13 protein-coding genes are annotated in these 13,477 nt (G+C 61.5%); 8 read left to right on the forward strand and 5 right to left on the reverse strand.

Annotated features, from left to right (window positions below):
- Positions 1–49: 49 nt before the first annotated feature.
- The 3 genes from AC3CB8_RS19905 to AC3CB8_RS19915 are packed head-to-tail and all read right to left on the reverse strand — an operon-like array spanning position 50 to position 1,932.
- Positions 50–724: a uracil-DNA glycosylase family protein gene (locus tag AC3CB8_RS19905; protein WP_032924315.1), complete on the reverse strand. Its 675-nt coding sequence runs from the start codon at positions 722–724 to the stop codon at positions 50–52.
- Positions 664–1,275, reverse strand: a complete 612-nt coding sequence (locus tag AC3CB8_RS19910) for a glutathione S-transferase (protein WP_023795172.1) — start codon at positions 1,273–1,275, stop codon at positions 664–666. The genes AC3CB8_RS19905 and AC3CB8_RS19910 overlap by 61 nt, the downstream gene beginning before the upstream one ends.
- Positions 1,276–1,308: 33 nt before the next feature.
- Positions 1,309–1,932: a thermonuclease family protein gene (locus AC3CB8_RS19915; protein WP_352565564.1), complete on the reverse strand. Its 624-nt coding sequence runs from the start codon at positions 1,930–1,932 to the stop codon at positions 1,309–1,311.
- A gap of 76 nt (positions 1,933–2,008) precedes the next feature.
- On the opposite strand from AC3CB8_RS19915, the gene AC3CB8_RS19920 reads away from it, so the two are divergent.
- A complete protein-coding gene (locus tag AC3CB8_RS19920; RefSeq protein ID WP_023784075.1) occupies positions 2,009–3,529 on the forward strand; it encodes a sensor histidine kinase in 1,521 nt (506 codons plus the stop codon).
- Positions 3,530–3,557: 28 nt separating this feature from the next.
- Here AC3CB8_RS19920 and AC3CB8_RS19925 read toward each other — a convergent pair whose 3' ends face one another.
- The gene (locus AC3CB8_RS19925; RefSeq protein ID WP_352565566.1) at positions 3,558–4,556 is read right to left on the reverse strand and encodes a nicotinate-nucleotide--dimethylbenzimidazole phosphoribosyltransferase; all 999 of its coding nucleotides are present in this window, start codon (positions 4,554–4,556) and stop codon (positions 3,558–3,560) included.
- A 198-nt stretch (positions 4,557–4,754) separates the two neighbouring features.
- Between AC3CB8_RS19925 and AC3CB8_RS19930 the strand changes: the two genes are divergently transcribed.
- Positions 4,755–4,985 carry a DUF1289 domain-containing protein gene (locus AC3CB8_RS19930; protein ID WP_031241281.1) on the forward strand — a complete coding sequence of 77 codons (231 nt, stop codon included), beginning with the start codon at positions 4,755–4,757 and terminating at the stop codon, positions 4,983–4,985.
- Positions 4,986–4,995: 10 nt separating this feature from the next.
- Positions 4,996–5,700 (forward strand): TIGR02281 family clan AA aspartic protease, encoded by a 705-nt coding sequence (locus AC3CB8_RS19935; protein ID WP_023795175.1) that lies wholly within the window; start codon positions 4,996–4,998, stop codon positions 5,698–5,700.
- Between the two features lie 2 nt (positions 5,701–5,702).
- On the opposite strand, the gene dusA is transcribed toward AC3CB8_RS19935, so the two are convergent.
- The gene (dusA, locus tag AC3CB8_RS19940; RefSeq protein WP_023795176.1) at positions 5,703–6,701 is read right to left on the reverse strand and encodes a tRNA dihydrouridine(20/20a) synthase DusA; all 999 of its coding nucleotides are present in this window, start codon (positions 6,699–6,701) and stop codon (positions 5,703–5,705) included.
- Positions 6,702–7,416: 715 nt separating this feature from the next.
- On the opposite strand from dusA, the gene AC3CB8_RS19945 reads away from it, so the two are divergent.
- Genes AC3CB8_RS19945 through AC3CB8_RS19965 form a run of 5 tightly spaced genes read left to right on the forward strand, consistent with a single transcriptional unit; the run spans position 7,417 to position 13,461 of the window.
- Positions 7,417–8,412, forward strand: a complete 996-nt coding sequence (locus tag AC3CB8_RS19945) for a glycosyltransferase family 2 protein (RefSeq protein WP_023784072.1) — start codon at positions 7,417–7,419, stop codon at positions 8,410–8,412.
- Complete coding sequence (locus tag AC3CB8_RS19950; protein WP_352565569.1) at positions 8,409–10,199, forward strand: ABC transporter ATP-binding protein; 1,791 nt, start codon at positions 8,409–8,411, stop codon at positions 10,197–10,199. Before AC3CB8_RS19945 ends, AC3CB8_RS19950 begins: the two co-directional genes overlap by 4 nt.
- 4 nt (positions 10,200–10,203) lie before the next feature.
- A complete protein-coding gene (locus tag AC3CB8_RS19955) occupies positions 10,204–11,427 on the forward strand; it encodes a glycosyltransferase family 2 protein (RefSeq protein ID WP_023773760.1) in 1,224 nt (407 codons plus the stop codon).
- Complete coding sequence (locus AC3CB8_RS19960) at positions 11,424–12,803, forward strand: glycosyltransferase family 2 protein (protein ID WP_352565571.1); 1,380 nt, start codon at positions 11,424–11,426, stop codon at positions 12,801–12,803. The genes AC3CB8_RS19955 and AC3CB8_RS19960 overlap by 4 nt, the downstream gene beginning before the upstream one ends.
- Positions 12,721–13,461, forward strand: a complete 741-nt coding sequence (locus AC3CB8_RS19965) for a class I SAM-dependent methyltransferase (RefSeq protein WP_031248193.1) — start codon at positions 12,721–12,723, stop codon at positions 13,459–13,461. The genes AC3CB8_RS19960 and AC3CB8_RS19965 overlap by 83 nt, the downstream gene beginning before the upstream one ends.
- Positions 13,462–13,477: the final 16 nt, after the last annotated feature.

The following is a 13,477-nucleotide window of genomic DNA, read 5'->3' on the forward strand; positions in this document are numbered from 1 at the left end:
AAGAAATTCTGCCACCAGCGTTGAAAGCGAGTGATTTCTTGCTCAATGTCTAACCCAGGCGATAGCGAATTTCCGGGCGCAGGAAAGGCAGCAATTCCATTTCAAACCACGGATTCTGTTTCAACCAGCCCGTGTTGCGCCAGGATGGATGTGGCAGCGGCAGCACTTTGGGACCGACGGAATTCTCCCAGATGGCGCGCCAGTCCATCACCGTTTCCGTCAGCGAGGCGCGCCGCGCCGCGCCCATATGCCAGGACTGCGCGTAGATGCCGATCGTCAGCACCAGGTCGATCCTCGGCATCAGCGCCATCAAGGGGGCGCGCCAGGCCGGGGCGCATTCGCGCCTCGGCGGCAGGTCGCCGCCCTTGGCGTCCTGTCCGGGAAAGCAGAAGCCCATCGGCACGATGGCGAATTTCTCGATGTCGTAGAATTCGTCGCTGGTCACATCAAGCCAAGTCCGCAAACGGTCGCCCGAAGCATCGGTGAAGGGCATGCCCGACAGATGCACCTTGGTTCCCGGTGCTTGGCTGGCGATCAGGATGCGGGCGCTGGAAGAGGGTCGCAGCACCGGACGCGGCTCATGCGGCAGCGGCTTGCCGATGGGGTTGTCCGCGCAGATGCGGCAAGCGCGGACCGTCGTGGCGAAGCTGTCCAGTTCCACGCTCAAGCGGCGGCACTCGGCCGGCTGGAGATCGCCTGATGCCACCGCGACACATTGGTGCATTCCTCCGGCACCTTGATGCGTGCCGGCTTCATGAAGTCGATCGCGATCAAACCTGTGATGTCGGCAATGGAATAGCTGTCGCCGGCGACGAATTCACGGCTACCGAGTTCAGCATCCAGCAACGTGAGAAACTCCACGGCTTTCGGCTTGTTGGCCTCGCCCCATTCGGGGATCTGCGGGATTTCCCATTCCTTCATGGCGGGATGGATATGGCGGAAAGACTGCGTGACGCTGGCGAGCAGGTTGAACTCCATCCGCCTCTGCCACATCTCGACCTGCGCCTTGCCAAGCGCGCCGTTCCCGAACAATGCCGGCTTGGGATGGAGTTCCTCGAAATAGCGGCAGATCGCGACGGATTCGGTGAGGATGGTGCCGTCATCGAGTTCCAGCACCGGCAGGCGCCGCAGCGGGTTGCGCGAGCTTACCGGCGGCTGCTTGTGCTCCAGCGCGCCCATGTCGACGGGCACCAACGGAACCGCGATCCCCTTCTCGGCGAGAAAAACCCGAACCCGCCGAGGGTTGGGTGCCCGGCCGCCGTCGAACAGCTTCATTTCGATCCTCCTTTTCCTTCCGCCAGACACGCTTCACCAGAAGCGAAAAATCTCGCGCGCCGCGTCGCCCATGGACGCCAGTGTGCCATGTTTTCGCTCGACGGCCCCGCCGTGGTGACTGTCGCGCCAGTCCTGCGGCTGGTCGAACGTGCCCGCCCAGATGCCAACCCTGGCCGCGCGGGCCGTCGCTTCCTCGCCTTCGAAAGCGCCATATGCAACGGCCCAGCCGGCCTCGACCTGGGCCCGGTTTAGGTCGGTGCCGCCGGCCTTGCAGTCGCCGAGCAACCGGCCATAGCGGTCGCGCTGCCAGCCGCTGCAGGTGACCGGCCTGCCGGCAATCAACCGCACCAGTGACTGGCGCGCCAGCGTGCCACAGGCATAATCGGCCCCGTTATTGCGACAAGTCTGGGTGTATTCCGGGGCATCGATGCCACGCATGCGGAAGCGCTCGGCGCCAAGCGTGATCGAATCGCCGTCATTGATGATGGCTATACCTTGAGTCTTGCGTGTCTCCACTCGATCGAGACGCGCCGCAAGCAGGATCAGCAGCCCCAGAATGATGACGGTCAGCCCGTAGTCCAGCAGCTTGCGCCACGGGCTTCTCGGGTGCGCTGCCGCGTACCTCGGGCGCGACCTTGGCGACCAGGAACGGCTCATATGGCAAACGGTTGGTTAATCATTCGAACGTAGCTTAACACCTTGAAATCGCTGCGCGCATAAATTGAAGCTTTTGATGCCCTTGCAACGCTCGAACACAGCGGACAAGTTCATTGTGGACCGCAGGAAACGGCATCGCAACAGCGATGTCGCGCGCGCGGTTCGCAAGACGCGCGACCGTCTTTCGCAGCAGGCCGGCAATCTCGATTTCGACCGCGAGCTGCTGAAGCTCCATGCCCAGGCGATGACCAGCGGTGCCGTCGTCATCCCGATGCTCGTCCTGGCGATCGCCGCGGCCGGCCGTCTGGCCGGTGTGGGCAATGAGATCGGGCTCTGGGCGTTGTTTACGCTGATCTCTTATACGATCGTCGTTTTCATGGCGCGGCGCATCGAGCGCACGGAAGCTTCCGAACTTAACGCCTTGCAAACGCGAAGGGAATTCCTGGTCGGCCACTTCCTTTGTGGTCTGGGCTGGGCCTGGTTCGTCTGGCTGGGCTGCGGGGCCTGCGAGGTCGACCAGTTCCAGGCGGTCAAGGCGGTGGTGCTGCTGTTTGCCATGGCAGGGACCGCCCTCATGGCCTCCTCCCTGAGCGGAGCACTGCTGGCGACCTTCGCGGTTCCAGTGGCACTCTACGCCTATGCCGCGACCAAGTCGTGGATGCCGGTCGGGGCCATCATGGCCGCCTTGCTTGTCCTGTCGCTGCCTTTCTTCGCCTATATTGCCAGTCACCTCAATCGCTTCTCTCTGCTGCTGTTGTCATTCCGCTCCGAAAAGGACGCGCTGATCGCCGAAGTGGAGACGGCGAAGTCGATGTCGGACGAGGCGCGGCGGCGGGCCGAGGACGCCAACCTGGCAAAGTCGCGTTTCCTCGCTTCGATGAGCCATGAATTGCGCACGCCGCTCAATGCCATTCTCGGCTTTTCCGAGGTGATGGCGAACGAGGTCCTCGGGCCGATGAGCAATCCCACCTATCGCGACTACGCCCACGACGTGCATGACTCAGGCCAGCATCTGCTCGATCTTATCAACGAGATCCTCGACCTATCGCGCATCGAGGCCGGCCGATATCAGCTCAACGAGGAGCCTGTCATGTTGCTCAACATCGTCGAGGATTGCTGCCACATGATGGAGTTGAAGGCGCGCAACAAGGACATCCGCGTCCTCCAGGATTTCGAACAGACATTGCCGCGCCTGTTCGCCGACGAGCGCGCCGTGCGCCAGATCACTCTCAACCTTCTGTCCAATGCCATCAAGTTCACCGCCTCCGGCGGCGAAATCCGCGTCCGGGTCGGCTGGACGGCGGGCGGCGGACAATACATTTCGATCAAGGACAACGGTCCGGGCATTCCCGAGGACGAGATCCCGGTCGTGCTTTCAGCCTTCGGCCAGGGTTCGATCGCCATCAAGAGCGCCGAGCAAGGCACCGGGCTTGGCCTGCCGATCGTACAAGGGCTGCTCGCCATGCATGGCGGCGAGTTCGAGCTTCATTCCAAGCTGCGCGAAGGCACCGAGGCGATCGCCATCTTCCCGCTGAGCCGGGTGATGGAAGAACTGCCGGCGCTGCCGACCGCGGCGGTGGCCGCGCGACGGCGGTAAGGGCCTCGTAAACGCCGGTGCCGTGTGGTCAACCGCGAACCGCGGCCGCCATGCCCGAACTGGTCAGTGCCGCCGCCTTGACCAGCCCAGCCGCCAGAGCGGCTCCTGCCCCTTCGCCGTGGCCGATCCCCAGATCGAGCAGCGGACGCAGCCCAAGGCGCTCGGCGGCCCTTGCATGCGCGGGCTCCGGCGACAGGCTGGCGAGAAGACAGTGATCAAGCGCTGCGGGGTTCGCTGCATGCAGCACCGCCGCGGCTGCCGTTGCCGCGAAGCCATCGAGCAGTACCGGTATCCGCTGCATCCGCGCGGCAAGGATTGCGCCGGCTATCGCGGCGAACTCGCGGCCGCCGACCCGGCGCAGCGCTTCAAGCGGGTCTTCGAGATCGCGGCCGTGAAAGGCCAGCGCCGCATCGACCACCTCTGCCTTGCGAGCCCGCATCGCCGCATCGGCGCCGGATCCCGGGCCAACCCAGTCGACACCCCTGCCCCCAAAAACCGCGGCGAGCAGGGCGGCGGCGACGGTGGAGTTGCCGACGCCGAGATCGCCGAGACAAAGCAGATCGGTGCCGCCGGCAATCGCCTCCATGCCGAAGGCCATGGTGGCGGCGCAACCGCGCTCATCGAGCGCTGCGTCCGCGGCGATGTCGCCGGTCGGGATGTGCAGGGCAAGATCGAACACCTTCAGACCGAGGTCGTGGGCAATGCAGATCTGGTTGATCGCCGCACCACCGGCCGCGCAAAGCTCGACCGCGTTGGCGGTCGCCGCCACGGGCCTCGGCGAAATGCCATGCCTGGCAACGCCGTGGTTGCCGGCAAAGACAGCCATCAGGGGCCTAGTCACGGCAGGCGGAGCGCGACCGCTCCAGGCCGCGAGCCATGCGGCGATGTCCTCGACGCGGCCAAGCGAATTTTCAGGCTTGCCGGCCTTGGCAAACAGTGCGCGCACGCGCGCTTCAGCTTTGAGGTCGGCTAATGGCAGATTGCCGAGCAGGTCGCGGAAATCGTCGAAAGGCAGTGCATTGGTCATGTCGCGAACAATGGTTCCTGGAGCAGAGGAGCGGAATAGCTGCCTTGCGTGCTCGGCACAACCTCCTCGATCGTCCTTCCTGGTTTGCCGCAAAGGCGGCCACGGAAGGCGCAATCGGGAGGGCTTGCATTGGCTGCGCCGTTGCACCATGTGGAGATGGAAGAGCGGATTCCGGACCGGGTCTCTCGAGAGAAAGTCATGACGGCCATCGAATCTCCCTGCATCCTGGTCTGTTCGATCGATATGCAAACCGGCTTCTGCTTCGGTTGCGGCCGCACGCGCGAGGAGATCGGCGCCTGGATAGGGATGACGCCCGAGACGCGCCGGAGCGTGATGGCCGAACTGCCGGCCCGGCTTGAAACCGTCGAGCGCCGGCCGCGCCGGGAAACGCGCCGCACCCGCATGGCACGCGAACGCGACGCACTCTAGCGAGGGACGAGTGAGCAGCCGGCTGTTCTGGATTGTGATGGCGGTGATCGGTGTCGGGGCAGCCCTGCTCATGCTCAACGATTCCGCCGGCAGCACGTTCGGCGTCGAGAACCACGATTTTGGTCGGCTGATCTGGCTTGGGGCTTTCGGCGCCCTTATCGGCGCCGGCTTGCTGCGGTCGGCTCCGCTGGGAGCAATGGCCCGCAACCTCGGCGCCTGGGCGGCTATCGTGCTCGCGCTGATCGCCGGCTATCAATATCGCTACGAGTTGCAGGACGTCGCCAGCCGGGTGACCGCCGGTCTCGTTCCCGGCAGCCCGCTGGCGCTCGGTGTCGAAGACGGCCACGCCACCGTGACCTTGGACAAGGCCGACAATGGTCATTTCGAAGCGCGCATCCTGGTCAACGGCAACCCGGTTCGCGCCGTTGTCGACACCGGCGCCACCAGCACGGTGCTGAGTTCGGAGGACGCCCAGGCCTCAGGCTTCAATCCCGCGGCGCTCAACTACACGCTACCGGTTTCGACCGCCAATGGCATGGCGCGCGCCGCGGCGGTCAAAACCGACGAACTGGCGATCGGCGGCATCGTGCGCAAGCATATGCCGGTGATGATCGCCGCCCCCGGCATGCTGAGCCAAAGCCTGCTGGGCATGAATTTCATCGGTTCGCTGTCGGGTTTCGACGTGCGCGGCGACCGGATGATCCTCAGGGACTGAGCTCAGGCCGCTTCGGCGGCCGCTCCACCGAGTTCGACAGCCGCGAAAGCCATCTTCAGCATATCCGCCCCAGCCCCGGGTCGAGTTGCGTCGGTGGACAGGATCTGACGGTAGCGGCGCGCGCCGGGCAGCCCGTGAAACAGGCCGACCATATGGCGGGTAACATGGCCGAGCCGGCCGCCCCGTTCGATATGGCGCGCCGCATAATCCGCCATCGCATCGATCAGTGCCGCGAAATCGAACGCTTCCGACCGCGCACCGTAGAAGGCGGCGTCAACCCCGGCCAGAATGCCTGGTGTGTGGTACGCGGCGCGGCCGAGCATGGCTCCGTCGGCATGGTCGAGATGCAGCCGCGCCTCGTCAAGAGATTGAATACCGCCATTGATGCCAATGAATTTGTTTTGTTTACCAGCCTTCAGCCGGTAGACCCTGTTATAGTCGAGCGGCGGGATGTCGCGATTTTCCTTGGGGCTCAGCCCTTCCAGCCACGCCTTGCGTGCGTGCACCCACAAAGCATCGGCGCCGGCATCGAAAACCCCATTCGCCAGTGCATCGAGCGCCGGCTCCGGATCCTGTTCGTCTACGCCGATGCGGCACTTGACCGTGACTGGCACCGTCACCGCCGCCTTCATCGCCGCGACGCAGGTTGCGACGAGGTCGGGTACTTTCATCAAGCAGGCGCCGAACGTGCCCGACTGGACGCGGTCGGACGGGCAGCCGACATTGAGATTGATTTCGTCATAACCGAAGGCTTCGCCAACGCGCGCCGCTTCGGCAAGTTTTGCCGCATCGGAGCCGCCAAGTTGCAGGGCGACGGGATGTTCCACCTCATCGAAGCCAAGCAGCCGCTCTCGCGCGCCGTGGATGACCGCGTCGGCCACAACCATTTCGGTATAAAGCAGTGCATGTGTCGTCAGCTGGCGATGAAAGAACCGGCAATGCCGGTCCGTCCAGTCCATCATGGGTGCAATAGCCAGTCTATGACCTTGATTTTTCAGCATTTTTTCTTTAACATCAAATCGTTAGACCTGCCGAGTGCACACGAATTTACGCCAGAATACGACCCTTTTCGCCACGTTTCGTCTCTCAGTGCACACGGAGCGCACGAAAATATGGCCACCTACACAAAACTCTCGTCCGGTTCCTGGCGTGTCCAAGTCCGTCGCAAAGGTGGCTACGTCAGCGAGACCTTCCTGCGCCGAGACGACGCACGGCGTTGGGCAACCGACGCCGAGCGCCAAGCGGATCGCGGTGAGACGCCGACAAAGTCCCGAATAGCGCGCCTGAAAACCTTCGGCGAACTCATCGACCTTCATATCGACGACATGTGCGATGTAGGCAAGTCCCCTGCTCCAAGGCCGCGGGATCGTATCCCGCGTGGCGTAGCTGGCGGGTTTGGTCGCCGTGCTGTCCGGCTTGGGCCGGGGTGATCAGCGCGCCAAGACGCTGTCTTGCGGTTCAAGCGCTGTTTCGAGCCGTAAGAAAAACTGATCGTGCAAAGCGCAATCAGAGATAATTAAATTAGCAATATTGCGCATTGCGGTGTAATTTTGTGTTGCAGTGCAGCATGTCGCCATAACTCACACCGTCCAGGTTCCTGCACCACGCGCAGTCGGCAGAGCCATCGAAGTCAGGGGTGCGCGTCGCTGAGAAGCTCGCCGGGCGCCCGGTTACAGTGCCTGCATAGCCAACTGTTCGCGGAGACAACAGAGGCCCATGATCCAAGACAATACCACGGTGGGCGTCGTGGTGCCGATGTTCAATGCTGAACGAACGATTCGCGCGACCCTGAACAGCATCTGCGGGCAACACTACCAGGCGCTGGACATTGTCGTCGTCGACGACGGCTCGACAGACCTTTCTGCTTCGATTGTGGCCTCCTACACTGAACAGGATCGCCGTATCCGCTTGATAAGGCAGTCGAACGGCGGCGTTGCGAAAGCGCGCAATCGTGGAGTTGCTTCTACCGATGCGGAGTTCCTGGCTTTTGTCGACGCCGACGATCTTTGGGCCCCCTCCAAAATCGCGCTTCAGATGTGCACCTTACAGCAAGGCGGCTCTTCGGCAGGCCTGGCATATTGCTGGTTCGCCGATATAGACGGCGACGGCCGGGTATTCTCATTGCATAACCGGCCCGATGCCGAGGGTCGCGTGCTCCAACGCATGTGCAGGACGAATTTTGTTGGCAACGGAAGTTCAATGCTGGTCCGTCGCGCCGCGTTCGAGCGAGCGGGAGGCTTCGACCCTTCCTTGAGAGCTAGGAACGCACAAGGCTGCGAGGACCTGCTGATGTGCCTCAGAATAGCCGAAAGTTACGAGTTTCGCGTCGTCCCTCAGTACCTCGTGGGTTACCGGATGACGAACGCCAACATGTCGAGCGATGTCATGCAGATGCTTCGTTCTTGTGAAATTGTCCTTGCCGAGTTTCGCCAGAAGTACCCGCAGTTCGGGGACGATCTCGACGATCATCTGATCGACATGCTGCATTGGCTCGCCGTAAGAGCCTTGATCTGTGGGCGGCTTTCGGCAGCGTATGGCCTGATGAAGAAACTCTTCCTTATGGAGCCAGGGACGGCGATTTCTCGCCTGCCAAGAATGATGGACATTTATTGCCGAGCCCGGCTGGTCCCTCGGTGGGTCAAAATCCGGATGAAAAGGATGCGAAACAAGAACGCCGAGTTCCAACCCCACTACGCAGAGAGCATCTGGTGAGACTGGTCGTGCGATTGCGGCGGCTCTTTCGCCTGGCGGCGGCGCCAGCCTGGGCTGGGCCGACCGTGGTGGGGCTTGGACTGCTCGCAGCGGTTCTGGAAGGTACGGGTCTCGTTCTGTTCATTCCCCTGCTGCAGAGCCTCGGAGCCTCGCCGCCTCAGCCCGGTAGATGGCAACCGATGTTTGATAGAATCCTGTCGCCCATTCCGCATCATTACCTAACCGCCTTCCTGGTCGGAGCGCTTTGCGTCAGCATCGTCCTCAAGAATGCAGTCCATCTCGCCAACACCTGGGTAACCAGATACATCGACGGCCTCGTCGCGCACCGGTTGCGATCCAGGGTTTTCGATCAGACGATAAGTTCGTGCATCGACTACCGTGTCGAGAACAGACGAACGGACATCATCACGACGATTGCCAACAATACCTGGAAGGTCAGCCAAGGCCTGAGCCTGGCCTACCGATTGATGGTCTGCCTTTGTACCTTCGGCGTCTTCGTTCTCTTGATGCTATTGATCTCGGTCCGATTGACCTTTTTTTCGATGATTTTCCTGCTTTTCGCAGCAATGGCCATTCGTCTGGCCACGCGACGCGCTGACGAGACCGGCAAGGCCGTCGTCGAGGAAAACAAGCAGTTCGGCCTCAGGATGTGGGAAAGTATCAATTCATTGCAATTGATCCGTGCCTTCGCACAGGAATCCTACGAGCATGACCGGTTCGTTCAGACATCGGACAGGGTAAGGCGTCGTCTGTTGAGGCTCGACATGCTTTGGGCGACCCCCGGGCCTGTCTCGGAGATCTCGATCACGATCCTGATCGGTGCACTGGTTCTCATTGCCGAATCCGCAAGCATAGGAATCGCGGCTCTCGCCGCTTTCCTGTCGCTGCTTTATCGTCTCCAAGGTCCCACACGGGAATTGCTGCAGTCGAAGATTGCGCTGGACGGGCTTGCGGGCGCGATTGACGATGTGGACGAGTACCTGCGCACAACGCAAACGCCGTTTCTCAGCCAAGGCTATCTGCCGGCGCCCGCGCTCAAGACCGCCGTCGAATTTCGCGATGTCTGCTTTCGGTATGCGCCCGATCAGCCTTTGGCGCTACAGGATGTCTCTTTCAGTATCCCCGCCGGCAAGACTACGGCAATCGTTGGCGAGTCGGGTGCCGGCAAGTCAACCGTCATGGCCCTGCTCTTTCGCTTCATGGATCCGACGTCGGGGGAAGTCCTTGCCGACGGTATGCCGCTTCCATGTTTCGAGTTGCGCAGTTGGCGCAAGCGGCTGTCGCTGATGTCCCAGGAGGTGTACCTCTTCAACGATACCATCGCTGCCAACATCGCTTACGGCGATTTCGATGCTGGTCAGAATGAACTGAGCCAAGCGGCCCGCATTGCGAAGGCGGACGATTTCATCCGCTCGCTTCCGGAGGGCTACGAGACGCAGATCGGCGACCAGGGAATGCGCGTGTCGGGGGGCCAGAGGCAGCGGATCGCCCTGGCCCGGACCATACTTCGCAATCCCGACATTCTCCTTTTGGACGAAGCCACGAATGCGCTCGACGGCGGGACGGAACAGGCGTTCCAGATCGCCCTCGAGCAATATTCGCACAATCGCACCGTGGTTGTCATTGCGCATCGCCTGTCCACCGTCCAGGCCGCTGACCAGATCATCGTGATGTCGAAAGGACGCGTGATCGAGATTGGTCCGCCGGATCAACTCCTGAAGCGAGCGGGCCATTTTTCAAAACTTCACGAGTTTCAAAACGGTCGTGTTGCCATGGGTGCGAATTAAGGCGATGGGCTACAAGATTGTCGACATCGAACTGTCAATTCCGCTGGCCCCGGTTGAGCTTGCGCCAGAGCACGACGGCGTTGGTCTCATTGCCCGCTGGCAGGGCCGGCTTGTCGGCTTTGAGATGATCGCGCTCGCCTCCGCCGCGATCCTGTCGGCGGAGCAACTGAAATCCATTGCCGATGAACGTTTCGCCGATCGGATCTTGGTTGCGAAGATGGATAAGGAATTGCTGCGGCGAAGACCGGTTGGGCAATTGCCCCTGCCGAGCCTCTCCATCGCGATTTGTACGAAGGACCGCGCCGAACGTCTTTCGAGGTTGCTGGGTTCGCTCGACAGCATCCGACTTGGAACCGCTTTTCCGAGCGTCGAAGTCGTCGTGGTGGACAATGCGTCTGTGGATTCGTCCACGCGCGAAGCAGTCGGGCGCTTCAAGGACGTTCTCTATGTATTCGAACCGAGGCCCGGGCTAGATTTTGCACGAAACGCCGCTCTTCACTCGGCCAGCGGTGGCCTGATTGCCTATCTTGACGATGACGTGGTCGTCGACCGCAACTGGCTTGACGGGCTTGCCAAAGCCTGCCGGGACAATCCCGGTGCCGGCGGCTTTACGGGTTTGGTGCTGCCGCTTCGCCTGGACACAGAGGCGCAGATCTTTTTCGAACGAAGGGGCGGATTTGGCCGCGGCTTCAGGCGTAATGAATTCCACAACACCCGATTCGACAATGCGCTGCACCCGGTAGGGTCTGGTATTCTCGGCGCCGGCTGCAACATGGCTTTCGACCGGACGCTGCTCGTATCGCTGGGCGGTTTCGACGAAGCGCTCGATACCGGAGCACCGCTGCCTGGCGGTGGCGATCTCGACATTTTCTATCGTGTCCTGCGATCAGGCCGGCCCATGATCTATGAACCGGAGTATGCCGTTTACCACGAGCATCGCGAGACTATCGAGCAATTGAGACGGCAATATTGGACATGGGGACTTGGTATGATGGCCTTTCTTGTCAAAAGCCGTCGGACCGACGGAGAGCTCAAGGCACGGCACCGTGGCATGGTTTGCTGGTGGTTTTTCGATCGGCTGAAAGCGCTGGCACGGGCCGCGCGCAAGCTTCAAGGTCGTGATTTGCGTTTCGGCATTGCAGAGTTGTGGGGCGGAATCTACGGCCTGGCAGGCGAATATGATCGCTCACGTATCCGCGTCCAGAGAATCCGGGAGCAGAACCGGTGAATGGCGACGCCTTCCGTGTCAGGCAAATCGATCTCGGCTCCGTCTGTGCGGACGCCGATGCCGGAGATACCCCTTCACTATCGATCTTCTGGTGGAAGGACTTGCCGCTGGGAATGCGAGCGTCCTTGCCTGACGAATTGCCCTACAGCGAGGCACGTCTGCGGCAGTTCGCGGCGGAATTTTCGGCAGCACAATTGGCCGCCCGCAGCACCCCGCTGGGCGCCCCCTTGCGGGCGACCTATGAAGGATCGCCCAAGTCCGCGCTCTGTTTGACGGCGGCGCTCGGGGCCGAGGGCCTTGTCGGCCGCCTTGATGAACTTGCAACTGCGTCGTCAGCGTCGGCCCAGCACATCTCAGTCGTAATTTGCACGCGTGACCGCGGCCCCGCCCTGGCGGAGTGCCTTCAAAGCGTTGCAAGGCAACGCAGCGCCCCGGGCGAAGTCATCGTCGTTGATAACTCCCGCGACGGCAGCGCTCGGCCGGTATGTATCGGCTTTCCTGAGGTCCGTTACGTTCATGAGCCGCGGCCTGGATTGAGTGTTGCCCGATCCGCCGGCATCCGGGAAAGCCGTCAAGACATCATCGCGTTCACGGATGACGACGTCGAGGTTCATCCTGGCTGGACTGCCGAAATCGCACGCGCCTTTGAAGAAAGGGACGTCGAGGCCCTGACCGGCCTGGTGCTGCCAGCCCGGCTCGATACGATCGCCCAACGCCGCTTCCAGTTCGACATGGGCGGTTTTGGGACCACCTTCGTGCCGCTTCTCTTCGACCGCCGCTTTTTCGACGAGACTCGGCCAAGCGGAGCGCATGTCTGGAAAATCGGAGCCGGAGCCAACATGGCCTTCCGGCGATCAGCCTTCGATCGGGTAGGCTCGTTCGACGAGCGCCTCGGCGCCGGTGCTGCCGGATGTTCCGAAGATTCGGAGCTATGGTACCGGCTGCTAGCCACAGGAGGGACTTGCCTGTATGAACCTCGCGCCGTTGTCTTCCATCATCATCGCCGCGACTGGCCGGGCTTCAGACAGCAAATAAGAGCCTACATGAAGGGCCACGTCGCAGCTCTTGTCACGCAATATGACAATTTTGGCGATCGCGGAAACATCGATCGCATCTGGAAGCAACTGCCCGCATATTTTTTGAGAACATTCGTCAAGGCGCTTTTCGAAGGCCCCCCCGGCAGGACCAGGATCCTCGCGGCAGAGGTCGAAGGCTGGCTGGCTGGTCTTCAATTCCTCGTCCGTTTCGGCTGGCGAAAACGGCGAACATCAAATTGGTTGAGGAAGAAAATCGATGATCCGCAAGGCGCCGCTCGGACAATTCCTGTCTCGAAATCCCTTTCCAAACGCTCTGACCGACGGCCTTTTCTACCGTGAGAAGATGCGCGCGATTCATCGCGTCGCGCCCGCGGCGATCGACGGGCCCGGCCGGATACTCGAAATTGGAGGCGGGCGCAGCGGGATGGCAAGTATCCTCTATCCGAACGCTGAAGTCGTTAACCTCGATCTCGATCCCGAGTTGGGCAACCACCAGCCAGATTGGGCGAGGTCGACCTTCGTCTGCGGCGATGCCTGTGACCTCCCCTTCGCGAATGACAGTTTCGACGTGGCGACGCTCTTCGACGTGCTTGAACACATCGAGGATGACCGTAGTGCCGCACAAGAGGCCTTGAGGGTCGTGCGCCCAGGCGGGTATGTTCTTGTCTCGACGCCACATGCGGAGTGGCATTACCCGTATTTCCGCATCATGAAGCCCTATTGCCCGCATGAAAGCGAACTGATGCAGGAATGGGGTCACGTTCGTCGCGGCTACTGGGATCCCGAACTCGCAGCGCTCTTCGACCGTGTGCCGGAACGCCGCGCCACATTTATTAACCCGGTGACGGCACTGTTTCACGACATCGCATTTTCTCGTTTCGGACGTCGTCGCCGCAAGATACTTTACGCTCTAGCGGCGCCGATAACGGCTGTCGGATACGTGCTGCACCAACGCTCGACACGCGGCACGGAGACGGCTTTTTCCTGGCGCAAATGAATTTTTGAGGCACTTG

It is taken from the genome of Mesorhizobium sp. P160927, from assembly GCF_057766385.1.